Annotated in this window: 18 protein-coding genes and 1 tRNA gene; 7 read left to right on the top strand and 12 right to left on the bottom strand. The window is 35.9% G+C overall.

Translation table 11 applies throughout. The features are described 5' to 3' along the window. Nucleotides 1-66 precede the first annotated feature (66 nt). Nucleotides 67-231: a bacteriocin-like protein gene (locus tag EG359_RS22380; RefSeq protein ID WP_164463042.1), complete on the top strand. Its 165-nt coding sequence runs from the start codon at nucleotides 67-69 to the stop codon at nucleotides 229-231. 67 nt (nucleotides 232-298) lie between these two features. On the opposite strand, the gene EG359_RS05615 is transcribed toward EG359_RS22380, so the two are convergent. From EG359_RS05615 to EG359_RS05625, 3 genes are read right to left on the bottom strand one after another with little or no spacing between them, the layout of a single operon-like run. Beyond that, the gene (locus tag EG359_RS05615) at nucleotides 299-2,329 is read right to left on the bottom strand and encodes a recombinase (protein WP_076351150.1); all 2,031 of its coding nucleotides are present in this window, start codon (nucleotides 2,327-2,329) and stop codon (nucleotides 299-301) included. Nucleotides 2,330-2,342: 13 nt separating this feature from the next. Further along, nucleotides 2,343-2,987: a monofunctional biosynthetic peptidoglycan transglycosylase gene (gene mtgA, locus EG359_RS05620; protein ID WP_076351148.1), complete on the bottom strand. Its 645-nt coding sequence runs from the start codon at nucleotides 2,985-2,987 to the stop codon at nucleotides 2,343-2,345. Nucleotides 2,988-3,029: 42 nt separating this feature from the next. Next, complete coding sequence (locus EG359_RS05625) at nucleotides 3,030-4,076, bottom strand: ABC transporter substrate-binding protein (protein ID WP_076351146.1); 1,047 nt, start codon at nucleotides 4,074-4,076, stop codon at nucleotides 3,030-3,032. Nucleotides 4,077-4,136: 60 nt separating this feature from the next. On the opposite strand from EG359_RS05625, the gene EG359_RS05630 reads away from it, so the two are divergent. After that, nucleotides 4,137-4,210: transfer RNA gene (locus EG359_RS05630), tRNA-Arg, on the top strand. Here EG359_RS05630 and EG359_RS05635 read toward each other — a convergent pair. Together EG359_RS05635 and EG359_RS05640 are read right to left on the bottom strand one after the other, a co-directional pair. Continuing rightward, the gene (locus EG359_RS05635; RefSeq protein ID WP_076351144.1) at nucleotides 4,176-5,747 is read right to left on the bottom strand and encodes a recombinase family protein; all 1,572 of its coding nucleotides are present in this window, start codon (nucleotides 5,745-5,747) and stop codon (nucleotides 4,176-4,178) included. The two genes, EG359_RS05630 and EG359_RS05635, sit on opposite strands and share 35 nt — an antisense overlap. A gap of 114 nt (nucleotides 5,748-5,861) precedes the next feature. Continuing rightward, complete coding sequence (locus EG359_RS05640) at nucleotides 5,862-6,092, bottom strand: hypothetical protein (RefSeq protein ID WP_076351142.1); 231 nt, start codon at nucleotides 6,090-6,092, stop codon at nucleotides 5,862-5,864. Between the two features lie 188 nt (nucleotides 6,093-6,280). Here EG359_RS05640 and EG359_RS05645 point away from each other — a divergent pair, with 188 nt between their 5' ends. Then, complete coding sequence (locus EG359_RS05645; RefSeq protein WP_123867278.1) at nucleotides 6,281-6,523, top strand: hypothetical protein; 243 nt, start codon at nucleotides 6,281-6,283, stop codon at nucleotides 6,521-6,523. A 4-nt stretch (nucleotides 6,524-6,527) separates the two neighbouring features. Next, nucleotides 6,528-7,355 (top strand): SOS response-associated peptidase, encoded by an 828-nt coding sequence (locus EG359_RS05650; RefSeq protein WP_084180268.1) that lies wholly within the window; start codon nucleotides 6,528-6,530, stop codon nucleotides 7,353-7,355. Between the two features lie 115 nt (nucleotides 7,356-7,470). Here the strand turns inward: EG359_RS05650 and EG359_RS05655 are convergent, their stop codons facing one another. The 6 genes from EG359_RS05655 to EG359_RS05680 form a co-directional block, all read right to left on the bottom strand. Continuing rightward, a complete protein-coding gene (locus EG359_RS05655) occupies nucleotides 7,471-8,037 on the bottom strand; it encodes a hypothetical protein (RefSeq protein ID WP_076351136.1) in 567 nt (188 codons plus the stop codon). A gap of 208 nt (nucleotides 8,038-8,245) precedes the next feature. Continuing rightward, entirely contained in the window at nucleotides 8,246-12,520 is a 4,275-nt protein-coding gene (locus EG359_RS05660) for a hypothetical protein (protein WP_076351134.1), read from the bottom strand. A 239-nt stretch (nucleotides 12,521-12,759) separates the two neighbouring features. After that, nucleotides 12,760-13,650, bottom strand: a complete 891-nt coding sequence (locus tag EG359_RS05665) for a hypothetical protein (RefSeq protein ID WP_076351132.1) — start codon at nucleotides 13,648-13,650, stop codon at nucleotides 12,760-12,762. Nucleotides 13,651-13,788: 138 nt separating this feature from the next. Continuing rightward, nucleotides 13,789-14,736 (bottom strand): hypothetical protein, encoded by a 948-nt coding sequence (locus tag EG359_RS05670; RefSeq protein ID WP_076351130.1) that lies wholly within the window; start codon nucleotides 14,734-14,736, stop codon nucleotides 13,789-13,791. Nucleotides 14,737-15,378: 642 nt separating this feature from the next. After that, nucleotides 15,379-17,223: an NACHT domain-containing protein gene (locus tag EG359_RS05675; RefSeq protein ID WP_164463043.1), complete on the bottom strand. Its 1,845-nt coding sequence runs from the start codon at nucleotides 17,221-17,223 to the stop codon at nucleotides 15,379-15,381. 62 nt (nucleotides 17,224-17,285) lie between these two features. Then, entirely contained in the window at nucleotides 17,286-18,344 is a 1,059-nt protein-coding gene (locus EG359_RS05680; RefSeq protein WP_076351126.1) for a tRNA nucleotidyltransferase/poly(A) polymerase family protein, read from the bottom strand. Nucleotides 18,345-18,846: 502 nt separating this feature from the next. On the opposite strand from EG359_RS05680, the gene EG359_RS22385 reads away from it, so the two are divergent. The 3 genes from EG359_RS22385 (at nucleotide 18,847) to EG359_RS05695 (ending at nucleotide 21,562) form a co-directional block, all read left to right on the top strand. Then, nucleotides 18,847-19,131: a hypothetical protein gene (locus tag EG359_RS22385; RefSeq protein WP_164463044.1), complete on the top strand. Its 285-nt coding sequence runs from the start codon at nucleotides 18,847-18,849 to the stop codon at nucleotides 19,129-19,131. A 2-nt stretch (nucleotides 19,132-19,133) separates the two neighbouring features. After that, a complete protein-coding gene (locus EG359_RS05690) occupies nucleotides 19,134-20,588 on the top strand; it encodes a hypothetical protein (protein ID WP_076351124.1) in 1,455 nt (484 codons plus the stop codon). A gap of 116 nt (nucleotides 20,589-20,704) precedes the next feature. Next, complete coding sequence (locus EG359_RS05695) at nucleotides 20,705-21,562, top strand: hypothetical protein (RefSeq protein ID WP_076351122.1); 858 nt, start codon at nucleotides 20,705-20,707, stop codon at nucleotides 21,560-21,562. Between the two features lie 80 nt (nucleotides 21,563-21,642). Here the strand turns inward: EG359_RS05695 and EG359_RS05700 are convergent, their stop codons facing one another. Beyond that, nucleotides 21,643-22,461, bottom strand: a complete 819-nt coding sequence (locus EG359_RS05700; RefSeq protein ID WP_076351120.1) for a hypothetical protein — start codon at nucleotides 22,459-22,461, stop codon at nucleotides 21,643-21,645. Between the last annotated feature and the right edge of the window lie 45 nt (nucleotides 22,462-22,506).

Here is a 22,506-nt window from a genome sequence, read left to right on the forward strand (position 1 = left end):
TTAATAATTATATCACTAAATACAGAAATAATGTAATATATTTAAGGTTCACAAAATTATTACATCATGAAAACAGTACTTACATCAAAAAAATTATCCAGAAACAATTTAAAGGCTATTCAGGGTGCAGGGCAAATGGTATGTTGTCTTGTTAGCTGTGGAGACACCAGTCAATGCATTTTTTGGGAACAATTACCCGCAGAATGTCCGGAGTTCCCTTATTGCCTTTAAAAGCTATACAATAGACTAAAATAAAACGAGGCGATCTTAGCATTAAGATCGCCTCGTTTTATTTTTATTAATGTTCTTCTGATTTATTAGAAATTGTACTGCTCATCAGGTCATCTGCTTTTTTATCCAATCCTGAGCTTAGTGGCAGGAAAAACTTCAAAGGATGCTTTGTAAAATATCTGAAAATCTCTTTGTAGATCTCACTCACTTGTCCGAAATTCATCTTTCGTGATCTAAAGGCAAGGAACATAGATAAACTGAAACTTACCAGGAAGTTGAAGAATCCAATTAAGAATACCGTTACAAAAGAGATCCAGAAAGTATAGGAATCTACAGAGAAGTCTTTTCCATACAATCCCAGTGCAAAGTTTCCGGCTGCAAAGGTAATGTGTCTGATATCAAGATCAAGCCCAAAGAACATTCCCACAGGCGCTGTAGCACCAAGGAAAACTCCGAACCAAAAGTTGGAAACAATTCCCGGCCAGTTCTTGGCATAATACTTAGACAGGCCTTTCGCAAATTTTTTCCCGAAGAAACTTCTGATAGAAAGGTTCTTGGCAATTCTCTCAGGAATTTGATAGAATACGGAGTTATTTCCGATATTTCCTGAAATAATCCCTGAAATAAAAAGATAAAACCCTGCAATACTGGCATGCAGAATCGCCTTGGATTTAAAAGGATCAAGGTCCTTTAATAATTTATCTGATCTTTCTACAGCCAAATTTTGGGAGAAGAATACATCCAGTCCGTAAATAATGGCCAAGGCCACCGGAAAGGCAAGCAATACGTTCCCCACAAAGGCTATAAACTGACTTCTGAAAAGCTTAGATACAAGGTGGGCAAATTCGGTGTTATTTCTTTTGTTGTTTCCCTCTTCAGACAATACCTTGGTCATGGTAGCAGCAGTCATGGCCGGCTGCTTCGTTGCCAGCGTAAAACCCATCAAATAAATCATGATGAAGCCCATGGCATAGTTCATTGAATACAGGAATGCGTGCGAAAAATCACTTCCCGGAATATATCCATACAGCATTTTCAATACACAAAGCGCACCCACAATAATTCCACCACCACTCGCCTTATAGAACATTGTCATATATTCCTTTCTGGTAGAAGTGATATAATGTGTTCCGGTTTCTGCGGTATGATTGGTAATAAGGTGAGAAATTAACCTTGTACTGTCGTTGATAAGATCTGCAATATTGTTTTTATGAGATTTATAATTCAAAATATTAAAAACCAATTGCTTGGACTTAATAAGAACATCTTCTTCATTATCAATAACCAAGAGCTGTACAATCTCATAGATTCTATCTGTCTGCTGTTTGATCTTCAGCAAGGATTGATTAATCTTCCCTGAAATACCATATTTAGCAGAATTTTTAAAAGCGATATTAACAAATTCAATACATTGTTCTGAATAAATCTTAATCTGCTTATATCTACTGTCCTTGGAGTGTAGCTGAAGTTCAGGATCTTTTACAAGGTCTTCTGCCAATGTTTCTAGCTCGTTTTGAAGGGCTAAAAATGGGTTATCCAGATTTCTGTACTGCGGTGCCATTCTCACAACTTCCACTTCCATTGCCATCCCTGTTACCCTCCAGGAAAGGATATTCATTGAGAAGATAAGTTCCTTTTTTACATTGGGTTTAGTAATAAAATCTGCTGCGCCTAAAAGATTCAAAAATTCATTGATCTCATTTTCAGGAAGATTATGAAGATATTCAAGATCTTTTTTCGGTCTAAGACTTATATTATCAATCATATACCATACCGTTTTTTCGTTTTCAACGGGTGGTAAAACCTTGTTCAGGATTCTCTTTTTAAGTTCCGGGAAAAAGGCATTTTCAGAAAGAATATTCGCCTCTGTCAACGACAGGTTGAAAGGTCTTCCCTTAAAGATATTATGAATGTAATGTTTAAAGTTTTCCGCAAAATTCGGATTGCTTCTCAGGAAATTGAGCACATCTGTAAAGTCTGCCCTTTTAACGCTCTCTAAAAACTCTGCAAAAGGCTCTAAAGAAAGGGTTTCGTTCTTAAAAGAAAAGTATTTTTTAAGAACTGACTCAAAATTTGTGCTGGAATTAAAGAATTTCATTAGTACAAAGATACTATTTCAAACTCACATTCCTCATCTGTCTCATGATCCAATTGTGTTTCTTTCTCAAATATGGGGATGGATTCCTTGGATCATACTTCTTTGGATTGGGCAGTACAGCGGCAATCCATGCTGCATCTGAAGCACTTAGATCTTTGGATGATTTTCCAAAATAATACTGTGCTGCCGCCTCAACACCAAATACCCCCTGCCCCATTTCAATGGAATTCAGGTATCTTTCAAGGATAATATCCTTGCCCCATACTTTTTCAATAATGAAAGTATAAACAGCTTCTAGTCCTTTTCTTACCCAGCTTCTGCCCTGCCAAAGGAAAACATTCTTTGCGGTCTGCTGAGAAATGGTACTTCCGCCTCTTATTTTTTTTCCTTGCTCATTATGCTTCATAGCTTTTTCGATGGCTGTATAATCGAAACCGTTATGATCAAAGAATTTTTGATCCTCTGAAGCAATTACTGCTTTCTTTACATTATTTCCCATTTCATCATAGGAAATATAATCTCTGTGCAATTTTCCGTATTCAAAAAGCCCTCCTATCTGTGTAAGAGTTATAGGCGGATTAAAAAATCTGCCCCAGATGATAAAAACCACGTTCAGAACAAGAACGATGAAAATAAGCTGTTTAATTTTTTTCCACATAACTTTTAAAAAGGAAAGGCAAAAATAAGCAAATACTCCGATTTACTGCAATTCTTTCATATAGGTAAGTTGATAATCCGGCAAAAGTTCAGGGTGAAAGATTTTAATGTAGTCTTTCAGGATCAAATCGGCTCTTACGACGCCACTTTCAAAGAAGTCATTGGCTTTTTGCTTTTCCTTTCCTGCAATGGTATAAATTTCACCTTTATTGAATACATCCAGCTTTCCGTAGAAAGGATTCATTCCCAGCATTTCCTTTTTTGAAGTATGGCTCCCCGCATTTACCCAGTACTGAACACCTCCTGCTTTGGCGTATACCTCCTCAAAGCTCATGGTAAGGGCTTTTTCTTCCTTACTATCTTTCATAATGTAATTCGCGTTGGCGTCAGCAATATAATGTGCTACAGAAGTATTTCCTCCCGGAAGATACCATACATCACCATACATTTCATTAGCTAATACTACAGGTTTTTCTTTTGCTTTCAATGCCAGCTGCTTCAGATCATTATAGTTTTTCTCAACTTCCTGATATTTGGCTTCAGCTTCTTTTTCCTTTCCGAAAAACTCTCCAAAAAGCTTTATATAAGCTGTCTTTTGCAATGGCTGTTGCTCCATATACTCATCCAAAAACACAACCTGAATTCCATTGTTCTTCAATAATTGATATGTGTTGTCAAAACTTGCAATATAATTAGTGAAAATAGCATCCGGCTTCATGGAAATAATTTTTTCCACATCGTATTTCTGCTCGCTACCTACATTTTGAATCTTTCCAGCTTTAAGCAGGTTCTGAATCTTTTCTGAGTAAATATATTCCGGACTTGAAACTCCTATGATCAGATTTTCCACTCCCAGTTCTGAAATATACCCCGCCATACTTGCATTGAGTAGGATAATTTTCTTGAAAGGAGTTTGATTTTTATTAAAATTATAGGTGAAATTTCCCGATTTTAGTTCCAAGATACCATCCTGATCTTTAAATTGGGTACGACTCGAGATATTTGTCCAATCTGAGGACGAAATTTTTGTTTCTCTTTTACAGGCAATTAGCGAAAATACCGTAAATAAAAGTAAAATTTTCTGTTTCATCTTTCAAAGAAAAGAAAAAAGTGCTATATTTGCAAACCCTTAAACAACAAGGTAACACAAGGCCTCGTGGCGCAACTGAATAGCGCATCTGATTACGGCTCAGAAGGTTACAGGTTTGAATCCTGTCGAGGTCACAAGACGGGGGTTTAAATTTTTCGAATTTAAATCCCCTTTTTTTTGCTTAGATAACTCCCTCCTAATCAGGAAGATACTATCAACAAAAGAGTTGATTTTGCTAGTTTGAAAATCGCTTCCATCAAAAATTATCTTTTCAGGGTATATCAAACTTACAATTGCGCGCTTGTCTATAGGGCTAGCATTTATATACCTCTCTGAAATATTTCCAACTATTTTTAGTGCTTTGCCAATTTTATCTTCTACGCCTTCTTTTCGTTCTGACTTTACCAACAGGCTAAGTTTATATTCAAGGTCATCCAGTTCTCCTTTATATCTATTTTTAATATCCCTAAAATCCTCTTCATCAATTTTGTCTGACAGGTACATATCCCGCGCCTTACTAATTCTATCATTTAATTCACTAATTCTGCTCTTAAGCGTACTACGTTCACCATCAAAATTCTCAGAAGTAGACTTTGTATTTTTTACGATGATCTTCTTTAAGATTTCTAAGACTCCTGTCGGAAAATCATATTTGGAAAGCTCTTCTTTAAAAAGTTTGTTAACTTTATCAGAATGGTGTCTAAATCCACAGGCTGTGGTACAATGATAATAGTAATAATGTTTTGTATGCCCCTTTGAACTACTCGCCGTCAGATTCTTTCCACAATTTGGACAAAGCAGAAGACCACGGAGAGGATATCTTTCTTCATTAATTATCCTTCCTCCTGGCAATCTGAGATCTTTTGTACCTTTCTTTTTCAGGACATACTGAACCTTTAAAAACAACTCCTCCGAAATTAATGCTTCATGTTTTCCCGGCACAATATCCTCCTCTTCATTTTTATAAGCACGCACATATATTTTACCACAATAAGTAACATTCCTCAGTGCAACCATAAAAGCATTACTAGAAATATTTTTACCCTCTCTTTTATTCATTTCCACTCTCACCTTTGCAGTTGGAAGATGGCCTTTTGCCACTTGTTCAAAAGCCCAGATTATATTCGAAGCTTCTGGTTCTTTAACAGCAACATACTTTCTACCATCCTCAGTACACTTGTTTACATAACCGTAAGGGGCTATTCCCATCAACCGCCCTTCCTTAATTGCACGTCGCATTCCATTGGTCACGTTTAGTGCTCTCCTATCATTCTCAACTTCAGGAGTTGACAGGTAAATAGCCAAGAGCACTTTATTTTCGGGTATACTTAGATCCAATGGCTGTTCAATCGCCTGAGGTAATATATTATTTTTTTTAAGGTGTCCAATCATTTGGTAGGCTTCGGAGGTATTCCTGCTGAATCTGTCCCATTTAGTAAACAAAATTAAGCGCTCCTCGCGATATCCGCGGCTCCTTTTAAAACTTTGTAGATAATTTTTCCACTCGGGCCGATCAAAACTTTTGGCAGAATGGTCTTCGAAAATTACTCTGTCGATCGTAATAGCTAGCCTATCACAATGAAGACGCAAACGCTCTTCCTGGTCCCTTTGCGAGTACCCCTTATCTGCCTGTTCGTCTGTAGATACTCGGATATATAAATCTGCGATCATAATTCAGTTATTTAATTTGGTAATGAAATTAGAAGTGCCAACAAGAGAATTAGCAACCGTCTGATCCTTAAAAATTTACTAGAAAATCTAATTACACAAAATTACAAAAAACTTTTAATCGGGAGAGAATATTTCCTTGATGGTGATCCTTGCCAATAGATGCAAAAACTCCATGATTTTTATTGCTTCCTCTTCATCCACATCAATACCTGCCTCTTTTAGCATTATCATTGACTGTTCAATGGGCAACTCATCCAATTTCATAAGGTGGTCAAGTCCAATATCTTTCAAATTTGAACCATTCCCACTATAACTGCTTCCATTTCTTCTTTTTTTTGTAGCCATTCTGCATAATTATTTTCGGAATCGAAAAATTACCAACATTGCATGGCCAACATCTAAATCAGTGTAAAACTTACCTTAAATAACCTACACTTTCCTAATAAGCTCTGTATAATGCGAAAGCATCGAGTTGTATTAATTATCACCAAGAATTGCTAAATTTATATAGGCGAATAGTAATGTTATATAAAATGGGTAATTTGTTCGAGAACAGTAAGTTTGAAATCGAGGTCAATGGCTTAAAAGTTGTTGTAATTGAACACACTTTAAAGGATCAGCAAATTTTTCGTCTCGTTTTTGACGATAATAGAGCTCCCTTGGTAATAACTTCGGCCAGAACGTGGGAAGGTGAAGTCTGGACAAGTATTCCACAAGGAAGACAGAAAGAGGCGGAGCTATTCGGTAAAGAAATTAGTGAACATTTAAAAACTTAATCATATGTGTTATTACAATGGACAACGGGTATCTAGAGATGAATTCATTCGCTTAATGGATCTGGAAAAAGCAGTAATGAATTATGATTTTTTAGATCAAGAAATTCACGAAGGATTTAACTACGGAAATATTGCTGTTTTATGCCCAACGGAAGATAAATGCAATTTCGATATCGTCCAAATGGAATGGGGATTTATCCCTTCTTATACAAAAAACAGAGAAGATGTAAAGAAAATGCGTTTTGGCTATAAAGATGGGAACGGAAAATGGTACCAGGCTTACACAACATTAAATGCAAAAGGTGAAGAGCTGCTTATGAAGGATGAAAATACAGGTCGTGAAAAAATGTTTCGGAAAGCGGCGCTGGAAAGACGATGTTTAATACTGTCAAGTGAATTTTATGAATGGAGACATATTTACCGTCTAAACAAGAGAACTAATCAACCGCTCAAAACAGCGGATAAATATCCTTATCACATCGGTCTCAAAAACAAGAATTATTTTTTTATTGCTGCAATCTGGCAAAATTGGACTGATAAGGACACAGGAGAAACGGTGGATACCGTGGCTCTGGTAACAACAGAAGCAAATCCTCTAATGAGACAAATTCATAACTCTAAAAATCGTATGCCTACCATGTTGCCAGATGAACTTGCATGGGAATGGATGATGCAAGATCTTAGTGAAGAACGAATCACAGAACTTGCAACCTATCAGATCAACACTTCTGAAATGGAAGCATATACAATTGCAAAAGATTTTAAGACCACCGGTACTCCAACCAAAGCCTTTGTGTATTCGGAAGTCCCTGAACTTACATATGAGGTTTAATAGAAGAATTCATACTTATTGCTAAAAGATCAATTTCCAAAACTATGAAATCGAGGGTATGCTCAATTCTTTTTAATATGGTGTTGCGCTGAGTATAATTAAATCGCTTATATGCCTACTTAATCCAAGAAGGAGCCGGACCATGTGGAAACTTCCATTCTATTCCGGTTTCTTTCGTTAAAGAAGCTAGTTTGGCCTGAAATGTATCATACATGTAGCCATCTAGCCATTCAAACAGTGGAGCCCATTTTTTTGGAGCGCCCAACCATACTCCTACTTCAAGCTTGGGGTCTATGATAAAGCTTGAGTCTACGTAATGAATTTCTATATCTCTTTCAAAACTTGAAAGTTCTCCATGATGAGCATACTTAGCATGTCTAAAGTCAATAATTTCCTTATGGATATTAAGAAGATCTAGCGGTATAATTTTCTCTTCAAGCTTAGTAGTTCCTGTTCCTTTACCAAAAATTCTTCCATACGATATAATTATGCTCGTTGCGAATGCGTCCATCTGCATGATATCTTTAAACATGTCATCAGACTTACGAAAGTTGGATAAACATGAATACCAAAATCTGATATTGGAAACAGCATACATGTTTAATAGCATTTTACGCATTTGCTCAATCTGTTTACTGTATTTTTGTTGAATTTCGTTAATTTCTTGTTGCGACTTTTCCATTAGAATAGGTTACTTTTTAAACTGGTTATCATTTAATTGTGCATATAAAAGGGACTTACTTTGACGGACTTAATAAACTGAATTACTGCTGTCTGACACATTTTATTATTTGAAGGAGAATCATAGTACTTGTACTTTTTGCGATAGCCTCCTCTAATAATTTATTTAAAAACTGATCGACAACAAACTACTGTTCATTCAAATAAATTCAACGTTTATTTGTATACCTCGCGTCCCAGAATTTCTGAACTTCAAATTCGTTACCGGTATATTTTACCATATATTTTCTGACCTTCTGATAATTTGGAACCTCTGCTAAAGTTTTGTTTGAGTAGTTAGTATGTTGAAGAAACTCGGCAAACCAAATCATTTCAAATCCTTCCTTGGCCAGCCTATCCATCATCCTCTCTTTATCAATAACCAATAATTCCTGGTAGTTTCCTCTATTATCTTTTACCTCCTGTTGCGTACCAACTACTTTTCCCTCACGATCCCTAAACATGCCTTCGGCCAAATCAACAATGCCAACTAACTTTCGTACTGCTTTAGCGGGAATTATTGACGATTGCTCGCCATCACTTGAATCATCTGTTATTACTTTAGTAATAGTTTTAAGAACAACTTCCTGAGCACCCTCCACATTTATAAAATAATCCTCACTTTCCATTTCTCCTATCCATTCCATCCACACAAGGTCCGTTGGATTACTGTATGTATGAGTTTCAGGATGTGCTACAAGACCGTCCAAATTTTCAACGAAATAAAGTTCGTCTTTGCAATCGCTTAATCCATCCATGCTGCCTTTTTTAACAAAAGTCGCACGCACAGTCAACAGTCCCATATATAATTCCTGCGAGTCATGAACTTTTGTTTTATTATACAAAGCAAGCATCGGCTTTTCCCCTTTTATAGAAAAGTCGTTTTCACTAAAATCTATCCAATCACAAAAATTTAACTCTGGCTCAGAATCAATAGATTCTTTAATAAAATCATTTATTTGCTCATCATCTTTCCTCTCTTTTACAAGAGGACTTTTAATAATCCACCTTGGAGGATTTCTCTGTGTTGCAGCTCTTGACCGAAAGTATTTTGATTCAGCAGGATTTGGAATGGGTGACAATAACGAATAATCACTTATCACAACATTTTCCCCTAAGTCTGCCGGAGATAGGTTATCGGAAAGGTAGCCCTGTAAATAATGGACAGCAAGCCAGGTATATTTTTCTTCATAAGTGTAAATCTTGCTCTTACTTCCATGTGTATCATCAGTAAATGAATTTCCTTCGTTCCTATTAAAACCTAGATTTTTAATATAAGCAATTGCAGCTGCCATACCCCAGACATGAGGATACAGCTCTACATTTTCATTTTCTAAACTAAACCGATGCAAGAATTCAACAGCCTCATCGGTGTCTTCGTGGTCCAAGAATTTATTGTAAGCCTTCTTAATCACATACCAAGCCAGATCACTTACAATGGGATAAATCTGTTCACTGCCATCTTCCAGTGCATCGTTGTCCAGTGGGATCAAAACATCATTTGCAAGTTGTCTTGGCCTAGAAGTTTCAACTTCCCAGCTGTTGAGCAGACCTAAGCCATATGCTCTTTCTACAATTGCGCGCATACCTTGTCTCACAATTACATTTCTATGCTCAACAACATGATTAAATATATTGTTGAGTGACCATCTGGCTAATCGTTCTATTGAAATGGGGTCTTTTAACTTCCCTGCTAGTGCTAACATAATGGATGACAAGTCCTCCTGAATCTGTGGATCATTTTCAGGAAACAGTTTGTCAAGTAATTTTTCAAATTCCTCAGGTTGTTTCAATGCCCACACAGTCAAAGAAGCACGTAATCGGCTGCGTAAATCCTGGTCTATATTTGAAAGCGCCCAACCAAAGACCAATGGTGTTTCATCATAAAAGGAATATGGAGAAAGGTCTAAATATTCACCGGCAAAACCAATAAGAGCGTCCTTTACTGAATATGAGCGACCATCTTTTACTTTTAATATAAATTCTTCATGGTGATCTAATCCAGACCATTTTTTATCTCGTTCAAAGGTGGAACCCCGTTCTTTTAAAACATTATGAAGAAAGAGTGCACCGAATGGATTCTCGTTAAAACGACTCGCAGGCAGAATTAAATTAGCAAGGACATTAAACTGATTTTCTCCAGGACTTAATAGCATTTCTTCGACCTCTGCCTTATATTTTTCCACCTGTTCGCCCTTAGCATTGACAAGTGCTGTTAAACGTAAGGAACTAATTTTTCCCTGTTCGACCCCATCAGTCAAAAATCCATCATCACCAATAAGTTTATTCTGTGAAATAAAAAGACGGTCGACCGTGGACTGTAAAATTAATTGGGCAGAAACTGTTTCTTCAGCCCCCAATTCCTGACCTATATTTTTAAATTCGGTTGGAATATTAGCTATTGTGCCATTTGAGATGTTGGTGGCAAGTCTTCCTGCAATAATCATTTCAATTACAGAATTACTAAGCATTCGGTAGACTGATCTTTTCTTTTTCATCCCAATTCCCTGATCGAATACCTCCGAACGGATTAACATTCCATTATTAACCAGAAAATCAATTAGAACCTCAAAGGAAGACAAATATTCACCCACATTAGGTTTCAAGACATTACTCAATTCAGTATGATCCAGCTCACTTTTTGTACAAAAGGCATCTGAGACTGCCTCAAGAGCATCCCTGACGGGAGTACGGCCCTGACTGAATTGTTGTTCACTAATTGATTTAAATGTCTCCTCTATGCGGTCGATTTTTTTTTCAAGGAGATCCATTGTTGCAGTAAGGATATCTTCCTCCTTTTCAATAGTCTGACCTTGATACTCTTCACAAAAGAGCCTCAAAGCAAATAATGAATCAATCCCACGTACTTTTGTGAATGAGTCGATACGGATATTAAAATGCTCTTCACTAAAATATTCTTCGGCAACACTCCATACTGGTACATCACCCTCTCTAGGCAGAAAAACAGTTGCAAAACCTTTCCCTTTTGGAATTTTCGTTTTCTGATAAAAGTAACTTCTAGCAGAAAAAACAAACTTTAGCCTTGGATAAGTACGCATAAAAACCTCTGCCTCTCGCATACGTGCATACCATATACCCTCCTTTCCGAAATCTTCTTCAAGTCCGTCAATACAGACCAGGATCTTTGTGTGTTCAAAGTCTGGGTCTGATCTATTTGTTGCCCGCTTATGCTCAGATTGTATTGCGAGTGCCTGAAATGCAGAAAATATCTGATCCTTCGTCCATCCCGGCAGGGAAAGAGATGAACTTAACAGACTTGTCCAGTCTTCGGACTTTGCTCCTTTGGCTTGGATAATAATAGCTGGAAAACCTTTCTTAATATGAATGTCAACAGCATTTGTCAATCCATGTGTTTTCCCTGTTCCTGGATCACCTAGGATAAGACGCATTGTTGCCGAAAAGACAGATTCTATGTCTTGCTCCTTAAAATCGGTATATTTCACAATTACGTCTATCAAATCAGAAACAACTCCATTTTGTCCGTTTAAAGGAACGATACGTTTTAGTTTGTTTAATATTTCATCTACATCATAATTATTTTGACCTTCCACTTTATATAGATCATTCCCCATGTCAAGGGCATCGATCATTGCATTTAAATGCTCGATTTCCTTTTCAAGATGTAAAATAAAATTTGTTAATAGGTCTTGCTCTATTGATACACTTGCATTATTTTTTATAAATGCTTGTATTTTTTTTATGATCTGGTTAAGTAAGTCCTTAAATTCAGCGAGATCAGCTGTAAAGCCATTCCGAAATTCCTGTGAAAAAGATAATTCCTGAATGCTCTTATGGATTAAACCCTGCGCATGTAGTTCTGGTATATAGCGCTCTTCCAGCCATCCTACTCTGCTTAATTCAAAAAGTTCTTTTAGATATTCTAGTGAAACGACTTCCTTTTCAAACCAGAACTTATACATTCCCTCGTTTCCAGATTGCGCAATCTCAAAATCCAGATCATGGTCAAACCACCATGTAATCTTTAATGTAGGATGCACTTCTAGCATTTCCTTAGTAAATGCATCAACTAATTTATCTTCATGCTCTTTTGCTGGTTGCTTAGGTTCACCTTTTTTACCTCTTACAAATTTTAATGAAGAAAGATCCCGAGGGATACATATAATGTATTCGGATATTTCAGGACGAAGTGTCAAAGCTGTATTAATAGACTCTTCAATTTGCTTAAACTGAGTTTTGGTAAGTGTCGCTCTAAACCACTTCGCCTGTACTGCCAAAATACTTCCCTCTTTCAAAATTCCATAAGCCTCAATTCCTCCATCCCCTGCCGCACCATTTACAGCTCTAAATTTAACAAGTTCATCTCCATAAGTACGTTTTAGATAGCTTTCAAATAGTTGATTACAGAGCATTTCGAACGCCACATCATTATTGTTGCCATACACCAGAAAGTTATTCCAATTCATATTTTAGTTAATAGTTCGATTTCGGTCTTTGGACTTGGGTAGCCCTAAGATGTACATAATTAATAGTTTTCTTTAAATATATAAAAAATCAAGAAATTTACTTGCCATTGTTCCCTCAACTTGCAATCCTAAATGGTCATGATAAATCAGCATTAATCATATCCTTATTATTTTATTGAACAATCGTTAAGACGTGATTACTTTATTTTAAGTTTATTAAAACTTTGGGTTACAATTTTCTATAATCCTTTGTTTTTAAGCTTTGTATAAGTATTTACTGAATTCAATAAAGTATAAAATACCCATTCCAACTGTTCAGCATGTACAAGATCCTTAGTTGTTTCTTTGTTATGTCTGATATCAAAATTATTGACAATCTGGAAGAAATCGGATACATCTCGCGCAGCAAGAAAGGTTGTTAGCTCCTTTCTTAGGGGCTCCAAAACATAACTTAGTGTTTCACAAGCAGAACGCATCTTATCCATTGACTGTGGTTCATCAAAAAACAGTTTCCTTGCATGATTAATTTTCTGATCAGTATCAATATCACCAGTCGTAATTTCCTGATTGACTAGACCAAACATTGGCATTTTGGGAAGTTCCTTTTTAGCTAACTCTTTACCGATATTGGTAACCTTTACTCCTTGATATAGATATCTTCTTTGAGATAAGTTATTAATTTTTCTCACTGTGATACTGTGATCTTGAGCCAGCTGATCAATGATCCTATGAAATTCTGTCGGATCGGCATACGCAATCGCAAAGTCCCTACTTGAATAAAATTCAAATTCTCTGTTTTCTCTTCCTCCATCCAGATACAGATATTTTAAAAAATGACTACATTTTTCTTCAAACTCTATAGGTGGATTTAATAATTTATACCCCCCCTTAATAAAATCGCTGGTTATTAGAACAGGTTCCTCTCCTTTCAATGATCTTTCCTTACAGATCCCAGCAATAAGATAATGTTCATAATCACCATTTAAAAGTTCTTCGTATGCAGGCAAAGTAATTTTTACGTGTCCAACAACAGCAGTTTTATATTCCACAAAAGGTCCGGTTGCTGGGTACAATTCCCCTTCTTGAAAGTCATACCCCGTAAGTGCACAACGGTTATAAGTCATAGTCATTTATTTTATTTTTTAATATTCAAGGTAACTTTTTCCAATTAACCCCAAAATTACTGAGCGTTAATTACTGCAAAGTAAAACAGCTGCCGCGCAATCTTTTTGCGTAATCTAAAAAGAAATCTTTTATTGAGCTGAACATCAATTCATATTCCCATAAAAGTTATTATCCACATTATAGGTATGGTTAATTTTGTCTTTATTACACCTTCCGATAAATGTTCCGGCAGGCGATTTATACAATAGAACATGACCGCTACATCCTGTTCTTAAGCATTTCGCTGATCTTTCGTTGATGGTAAACTTCCAGACCGCGTTCCTACAGATAGTGATATGTGAATCTTCATTCAATAATACCTCATTGCCAACACGAAGCTTATCAGTAAGTAGTAAATACAAGATTTTGTGTGCATATTTGTACTGTTTCAGACTATTTTTATTATAATACATGTACGTAAACATCAAGCCTATTAGCGCTGTAAAGGAGAGACTCCGTTCCCATTCAGACGAAAAATAATAGAAACAGGCACCCAATAGAGAACAGCTGACTGCCAATAAGATATAGAAATGTAATGAATCTATTAACGATCTTGAGAGAGTAAAAGGTCCTACAAATTTGCTGATCCTAAAGTAAACCGTATTACCTCTACGATAAGGTAATGGCTGACCAAGGATATATTCAATGTACTCGGTAGACATATCCGTCATTTCTACAGCAATTTCTGAATGTCTTACTATACCGATCTCTATTCCCGGATTATCTCTTTTTAATTCATCAAGGACTAAACTATCCTTTGGTCTAATACCACGGTTGGTGATAAAGGTAAATATACTCACCGGATGCTCGTAAGACATGCAGTTGGCAAAGTCCTCCCGTATTTTCTTATGAACATCCTCTCTGGACGACATGGCAAAATATTCACCTGTACTTAAACAGTAGCCGTCCCTACCACCATCTCCTTCCCTTCCGTTGGGTGTAATCGGTATAAAATCTTTGCCATGCTTGATGATCAGATATCTTTCACATGCGTCCTGAAAATTGAATCCTTCCTGCCCCGCAAGAAGATTACGAATGAAATCTTTTTCCATAATAATTCGATTTATTTATAAATGTTAAACTTAGTCTGTATCAATATCAGGTAAGCATTAGATGCTCTTAAAACCCTTGCATCTATGGAAAGAAAAGTTATACAAGGACTCCCTTTCAGTACTTACAAAAATTCTTTAATAATTTACACAATTTTTCATTACATGGATAAAAACAAATTATATTTTCACCGTAAAACCTTTTCCAGGATATCAGCTTTCCTACTTTTCCTTTTGCCTTAACTGGAAAGCGTGGCCGTGCTATTTTCCATATCTTTTGCCGAGTAAAAGGATGCCGCTGCTATCACTCACACAAAAGTTATGAAACGCCAGAATTAATATCGCAAAAAAGAAGCTGCATCATAAATAAAATCGAAGTTGACTGTACGATATACATTTGGCCATCTGCTTACGATTACTCTTTGAAAAAGAAAAAAGGGCAATTTTCGATGTGAAAATTGCCCTTTTTAGTAAACTAAATCATTTGCTCAAACTCAATTTGGCAAATGTTTGCCAAAATCGACTTGTGATACAGCCTATTAGACACAATATTAAAAAGTGCCAATATTAAGCTAGAAAAAAGAGATGGAATTTGAAAGACACTTTGTTAAATTCCATATTTCATAGTAACATCATAGCTCAAAGTTAGTCCACAATGTTGGGAGATTCTTCTTTATATCGAATCAAAATCTCATCATCTTTCAGGTCTATGTCAATGTTTCCATTCTTTTCAGTAAAATATGAAACAGATTTTAAAATATTTGATCGCGAATTCTTGAGATACCCATAAAAATTGTACTCGTATTTAGTATATCTTATCTGATAAATAGTCTTCATCAAGTTTATGATATCTTCACTACCCTTGGTTTCAAGTATCAGGCGGATTGTCTCCTCATGCGCACTGAAATTTATACTTTTCTCCTCTATATTTTTTACGGATTCAAAATTAACAAAAAATTCTTCCAGCAACTTAAAGCTTTTTTCAATATCCTGAACCTTCAATAAGTGCGATTCTTTCATTATTGCCAAGCTTTTTTCAACTTTGTCGAGTTTAGTGATTTCATCACTTTCTAAAATAGCTTTCAAGATATAGTTCGGATCAGAATTTAAGCCGCTGATCATCATCAGGATCCTATTCCAGTTTTTTTCGGTAAACAATTCCTTATTTAAATTCTGTACACCTTCGACTAAGTAGCTTGAACAGAGATAATCTTGAATGGCCCGGAACTGAAATTTCCATCGATTATTGCTTTTGTGAATAATTCCCGTTGAGAACTCTATGTAATCCAAATAAAGATCCAAATCCTCTATTGCTGGAAAATCATTTATCTTCTCAAAAATCTGCTCAGTGCTTAGTGCATCTCTCCCGATTTGTGAATACTGGAGTGATAACTTTCCAAGAAAATTTGTGATTTCAATAGCACTTACTTTTTTATCTTTTAGCTTTCGCTCAATATTTCGGTTTGAGTCCCAGTTATCTACAAGAGCTGACACCAGTTCTTTTATAAGCTGTCCCGAATTTATCGGTATAATCGACTTATGTGTAAATAAAAAATGCGCAATTGTTAATAACAATGGATTCTTTAAAACATCATTCACCCCTGGAGCACTATTGAGGACAGAAATAAACTCTTTCCACTTACCTCCTCTAGATAATTTCCGATATGTCAGATCTTTGATCTGATTTTCATTAAAAGGCTGGACATACCATTTCTTGAATTCTTTCAGTTGCTCCATCTTTCTGTCTGGTCTGGAAGTGATAATCAGTGACGTGAGAGGGTTCTTGTGCCTAAACTCATTTATGGTAGTTTCAAAACTGCTGAACTTGTCAAAATCAATCTCGTCAGCACCGTCTAACAATAAACACAGATTACCGCCGAACTTCACAGTTTTATGATCCAAAAATTTTATATTGTACAGTGTATTATTTATACATGTGTCAATATATGTATTAAAATCACTTTTATAATTATTGAAGTCACGGAGCTGAATATAAATCGGAAATTTATTTAGGTTTTTATCATGATCGAAATTTTCTGATATATAATCCAACGCTATCTTTCTTAACATGGTGGTCTTTCCAGAACCTGGAGCACCAAAAATCAAATTACTGTTTTCAAAGCAATGAAAGTGATAATACATTTCATTCTCAGAATCTTTCGAGTATATTCGTGGAGTTACAAATTCTGAAAGAATATCAATTTCCTGTTCTTTGAAAATCCCTTCAGATTTTAATACCTGTAATGATAAAACCTTCCTTAGTTCCTCAATATAAGAATCATCTACTTCGATTTCCTGCGCATCTTGTGGCAATCCTTTTTCATTGACCAGACAGAAGAAAAATTTTTCCTGTTCATTTTTTGGAGCAAATACGAGTGTCTTAAATCTACCTCTGTGCAGATTTACAATCGCCTCTTCCCTGTAACACTTTTCCTCAATTATCTTTGAATAATTATCAACATGATAAAATGATAAATCATCTTCCTCCAAGGTAAATTGCTGAAAAAACTCATCATTCACTTTTGTGATCGGCAAAAAATACATTTCCTTCATCAGTTTAAATTTAAATAAGATTCATAAGGCTTAATAAACTGCTCATATTCATACTCAAAACCTAAGCCAATCATACTTTGCACAAAATTTTCATAAACCAAGATTCTCTGGTCCAGAGGACTTTTACTTAAAATTTGCCTTCGAACATATTCTATTCTCGACGCATTATCCATCGTTGAGAAAAGCGGGCAAAAATTTGCACGAAGCTCTACAAGTGTCTGGTCGGTTGGGGTATATCCTCTAGCTGCAAATTTCACAAACCTTACCAGAATCTGAGCCGAACTATAATGTGCAGCGTGAATATTGAGGTCCCTGACTATACTGAGCTTTTTAGCTCTGGCATCACCGATCCCACTACCTGAAGGATCAATCAACAGTTTATTAATGGGTTCATAATATATCGCATTGCATGCAAAGTCCCGTATCTTAAAATCATCTGCCAATTCCGAACCGAATAGAGAGGTACCATACCCAGCATTACTCAATGAAAAATTTTTAACATCAATAAAAGGATCGCCGGAAGCTGGAGTACCACCTATACGAATGTAGCCATGTTGTCTTGCATAAGAGAATTTATCGTTGAACATTGATTTGATAAGTGGTAATGCCCACTTAAGCGGCATGGTGGTAACCAGGTCAATATCATTCGATTTTTCGCCCTGAATAAAATCACGTACTGTCCCACCAACTAAATAAGTTTCGTATCCCCTATAATAAAATTCTTGTATTAGTTCCATATAGTTCGGTCCCGGTGGTATACGCTCTTCAAGTTTTTTGGTAATCATATCAGCTAAATCTGTAGGTGCTGCTTCAACGATTCCTGATTCAGGCAGTCTTTCCCAGTTAGGTCCTATCCTGTTATTTGGATATTTCGCCCTAATGATTTCAAATGAATTGGTTGAGTCGGGAAAATCAAATTGGTTTATTATAACAGGCTTTTCATATATATCATAACCCAGTAATTTCCCTTCTATGATTTTATTTTTAGAAAAATATACCACCTCCTCTCCGGGTTTTGGAAAAATCGAGGGTGGCAAACAGTTTGGATTGGCACTCATATGTTGCAATTAATGTTTTCTTTTATGGCTATTTGTGTAATTATCGATAATTCAATAATAAATATGCTCTAATTTATAAATTATTATTGTATAAAATATAGATATAAACTAAAACTTTATAATCTACAATCTGATTCACGACGATATCTCACACTTTACAAAAAAACGCTCTAAGTGGGGAACTCGGAGCGTTTGCCATATTATTAACCTATTTTATGAAAAGTTTGCTCGATCGAGCAAATAATTATTGATATCTAATTTAAACACTTTTCACTAAAATATCAAATTGACGAATTAACATTACTGCAACCGTAGGAGTCTTCACCTCTATGTGCAGCATTATTCCGGCTGTATGATCATATAATGTACAAGTTTAAATTCATTTTTTATCTCTGTGCGGATAAAGCGTATCGCCTCAGTGATCTCCTCTGTATCCAGGTCCTCTTCAAAATCTATTATCTACATCAGGACAACTTCTTCGGGCGACTGATAAGTCGATAATATGTTTTTAGTCCTCACCACTGTAACGTCCTTTTCTGCGAGTTCCGCAATTTTTTTTCTCGTTTCGGTTGCGATACCTTCGCCCATCAACAAGCTTCTGCTTTCTCTAGCCAATATAAAGGAAACAAAAACAAGCAGCAATCCTACGATTACTGAGGCTAATCCATCCAACTCGGGAATCTTTAGTGAATGGCTCAGCCACATTATTACAGTTACAATAATTAAACCTGAAATCTTTAATATCACAGATTATTCCCTAACTTTCCAGAAGAATAATTTTAAATAACGATGATCAGGATCTATATAGATTGGAATGTAATGAGCCAGATGAAAAACGGGCACCACAGTGATTTTTTTTCAATTATTTCAGATAACGAGAAATTTTTAAAGCCCTATTCATCTTCGCATCTTGGCGACATTTCTGCGAGTAGCCAAGAACTATCAAATATGGAGAATATCGATTCTGATCTGGATTTTATCTCCAACCTTACCCAAAATTATTGTTTATTCCATATAGAGGGCAGAACTGTATTTCGAAATAATCCTCCTCGGGATTTATACATACAGGATAGCAATCTAAGTCAACTACTAGATGTGCTTCGTATCAAACCACTTTCAGACAATCTTGATGAAGAAAGTAGAAATCTACAGGAACTATTGAATGAGCAAATTACGTTATTTAAAAACACTCCTATCGATAAAGTTTTTCAAAAATCCTTCGAAAACCCTGAAACAGCTCATCTTATGCGCAGCTTTCTCCCTGAACTTGAGGACAATTATACACAGGTTGGACTTTTAACAGCAATCTTTGGAATGATAGAAAGAATGAACAAAAATACAGCTTATAAAGATTTACGTGAAAATCTTCAAGGTGGGGCAGATATAAAAAGAGACCAAATATTTCACAGCGCTTCCCCCTATGAACTCATTGATAAAGCTTATAAAAAAAAAGGAATTTTAGCTGAACCAAAAAGCCCTGCCCATGAGTTTGCCTCCCCCTGGTTCACAGAAATAAGTAATGAATATATAGCACTGGACATGCACGGGTATCAGGAAGATAAAATTTCTATAAACAGAGGCAGGAAACAAACTTTCAGAAATACCATGGAAGATGCTTTTCATACAGCTTTTGGGTCTTCATGTGATTTTTATATTACTCAGGATCAAAGAAACTGTAAAAAGGCAAATGCCGTCTATGAAAAACTTGATATTAACACGATCGCCATGTCGGCCGATGACTTTCTGATCCTTTACAAAAAATGTCTTCAGTTCAAAACAGTAGATTTCCTTAATCAATTGTTGCATTTATTAAAAAATTTAGTACCGTCCAATACTTCCGACCTTAAGAGTAGCCCTTATGACAGCGCTTTCTTTTTCTTTGACTACTTTAATGTTATACGTATAATTACCGATAAAAGTACTAAAAGTCCATTCCTTCTCCTGACTAGACATCTACCCACTAACTCCCCACCTATTTTCGGCAAGGAAGCACATGTTCTTGTCAGTAAATTACAGCTGCTTTTGGGTAACGACGTAGATAATTTGGGAAAATTCTCTGATCCAGAAATGGAACAAATTGAAAAAGACAGTTGGCTTGGCAGACATTGGAAATATGCTGATGTCAACATAAAACTACGCGCTATGGAAGGGCATCTGCAATTATATTTGTACCCACCAAATAATAAAAATTGGATTCAAAAGCTATTGCACGCAGTAAAATCCTTTTTTAACTTTGGAAAATAAACGTCTTGCCAAATAGCCCTAGCTATCAATAATTTATAAAAAAAATTGTATTATAAATTCCTTGGATTAGCTAAAACTAATCAAAAAGAGACATCAACTGAAAATAGCAAAGTAAAATGAAAACATCAATTGTCGGAAAGTACGATTTATTAGAGGGAAATAAATTATATCAAGCAAGAGCGAGAGTAGCTTTACCCTACCTAGTTAAACAAGCTGAGGCCCGTCAGACAATTTATTATTCCGACCTTGCTAAAATTCTTGAAATGCCAAATCCAAGAAATCTTAATTATGTATTGGGTGTGATTGGAAATGCAATGAAAGAACTGAGCTTAAGTATTGACATCAAAATTCCACCCATCCAATGTATCGCGATCAGCAAAAGAACTAACCTTCCAGGCGATGGAATTTCTTGGTTTATCGATATTGCTGATTACAGCACACGTAGCCCAAGCCAGCAGAAAGAGTTTTTGGATGCTATGCTCGCAGAAATATATTTATTTCCATACTGGCGGGAAGTTTTGAATGTTCTTGGTTTGGATCCAATACACATAGACCTTCAAGAAGATTTACATAAAGCAACCAAAATACGATCAGGAGGTGAAAGCGAAAGCCACAGAAAATTTAAGGAGTTTGTTTCAAAAAACCCTTTAGTACTAGGTCTTAAGGATTCCCTTCCAGAGGGAATACTCGAACATGTACTACCTTCAGCTGATGTTATTGACGTTCTATTTATTGATCAATCCCTGAAAATCGGGGTCGAAGTGAAATCTATTATTTCTACTCCAGAAGATATATTACGTGGTATTTTCCAGTGTGTAAAATACAAGCATTTAATTGAAGCAAAACAAATTGTAGATAATGAACTTCCAAACAGTCGCATTATTTTGGCATTGGAAGGAAGACTTCCCGAGAAATTCATCATAGCAAAAAACCTCTTAGGCATTGAGGTGATTGATAACATATTGATGTCCTAGGAAAAGTCCATAGAAGAATAAATTGACTTCGCTTGATTTATATTATTTTCATATCATTCTTACAATCCATCAACAAAGAATTATATGAAAATCTTACTTAAAATGCTGCGGTTGTGCCGCAGTAGTAATGTATCCAAAAGATAGAGTTCCTGATCTGAAACAATACTATTTCTTTTATTACTTTCAATTTTCATTGATTTTATGCTATTGGAGATACCCCGATATGGAAATCTTCTAAGCTCACTCATCCGGTCCAATACATATCCGGCAAATTTCTTTTTTATAAAAACCGTATCCTTTTTATTATCAAATCCCTTAACATCTATCCCCACAAAATCAACGCGTGGGTTATTTTCATACCACTGACCCAAAAACCCTTCCTCAATAAATTTAGGAATGTATCTTTCAAATCTTTTTTCCCGTTGAAATCGCTCACGGTCAAAAATGTATTCCTCAACGTTTACTTCCACCTCATCCAGTTCAAGGTATTTGGCAAGACATAAGCGATGTTGCCCACCCGTAGTGAAAAAGTGATCGCCATACTGTTCAACTGTCTTTTCCTCCTCATTAAAGTGGATATGGTCAATAATCTGGTCTAAATCGACCAAATTGTCAATAACCCAATCTAGTCGTTTCAGATCGCGCAATAAATCGTCCCAGTGATATGTCCAGTCCTTTACCTTATAAGCTGGACAATTGTACGAGTAGGCGTATTCAATACCACATATGTTTGCTGGATTGATCTTCTTTTTTACAGTCCTCTTGCGATAAAAAAACTCCTTATGGAGAATTTCATCCGGGCGATAAACAATATCGCTATGCCAATGCTGATTAGGATAGTTTGGATTATGTAATTTTATCCAGTCTATCCGTTGTTGATGCGAGTACCTGTAGGCCATTTATTTATATTTTTTCGCATTTTACCAATCGATACCATTCCAGGC

This window comes from Chryseobacterium joostei, from assembly GCF_003815775.1.
GTDB lineage: Bacteria > Bacteroidota > Bacteroidia > Flavobacteriales > Weeksellaceae > Chryseobacterium > Chryseobacterium joostei.

Bases quoted from the DNA above. Each gene is read 5' to 3' on its own strand.
- EG359_RS22380 (WP_164463042.1), top strand. From the start codon at position 67: ATGAAAACAGTACTTACATCAAAAAAATTATCCAGAAACAATTTAAAG.
- EG359_RS05615 (WP_076351150.1), bottom strand. From the start codon at position 2,329: ATGAAATTCTTTAATTCCAGCACAAATTTTGAGTCAGTTCTTAAAAAA.
- mtgA (WP_076351148.1), bottom strand. From the start codon at position 2,987: ATGTGGAAAAAAATTAAACAGCTTATTTTCATCGTTCTTGTTCTGAAC.
- EG359_RS05625 (WP_076351146.1), bottom strand. From the start codon at position 4,076: ATGAAACAGAAAATTTTACTTTTATTTACGGTATTTTCGCTAATTGCC.
- EG359_RS05635 (WP_076351144.1), bottom strand. From the start codon at position 5,747: ATGATCGCAGATTTATATATCCGAGTATCTACAGACGAACAGGCAGAT.
- EG359_RS05640 (WP_076351142.1), bottom strand. From the start codon at position 6,092: ATGGCTACAAAAAAAAGAAGAAATGGAAGCAGTTATAGTGGGAATGGT.
- EG359_RS05645 (WP_123867278.1), top strand. From the start codon at position 6,281: ATGGGTAATTTGTTCGAGAACAGTAAGTTTGAAATCGAGGTCAATGGC.
- EG359_RS05650 (WP_084180268.1), top strand. From the start codon at position 6,528: ATGTGTTATTACAATGGACAACGGGTATCTAGAGATGAATTCATTCGC.
- EG359_RS05655 (WP_076351136.1), bottom strand. From the start codon at position 8,037: ATGGAAAAGTCGCAACAAGAAATTAACGAAATTCAACAAAAATACAGT.
- EG359_RS05660 (WP_076351134.1), bottom strand. From the start codon at position 12,520: ATGAATTGGAATAACTTTCTGGTGTATGGCAACAATAATGATGTGGCG.
- EG359_RS05665 (WP_076351132.1), bottom strand. From the start codon at position 13,650: ATGACTATGACTTATAACCGTTGTGCACTTACGGGGTATGACTTTCAA.
- EG359_RS05670 (WP_076351130.1), bottom strand. From the start codon at position 14,736: ATGGAAAAAGATTTCATTCGTAATCTTCTTGCGGGGCAGGAAGGATTC.
- EG359_RS05680 (WP_076351126.1), bottom strand. From the start codon at position 18,344: ATGAGTGCCAATCCAAACTGTTTGCCACCCTCGATTTTTCCAAAACCC.
- EG359_RS22385 (WP_164463044.1), top strand. From the start codon at position 18,847: ATGTTTTTAGTCCTCACCACTGTAACGTCCTTTTCTGCGAGTTCCGCA.
- EG359_RS05690 (WP_076351124.1), top strand. From the start codon at position 19,134: ATGATCAGGATCTATATAGATTGGAATGTAATGAGCCAGATGAAAAAC.
- EG359_RS05695 (WP_076351122.1), top strand. From the start codon at position 20,705: ATGAAAACATCAATTGTCGGAAAGTACGATTTATTAGAGGGAAATAAA.
- EG359_RS05700 (WP_076351120.1), bottom strand. From the start codon at position 22,461: ATGGCCTACAGGTACTCGCATCAACAACGGATAGACTGGATAAAATTA.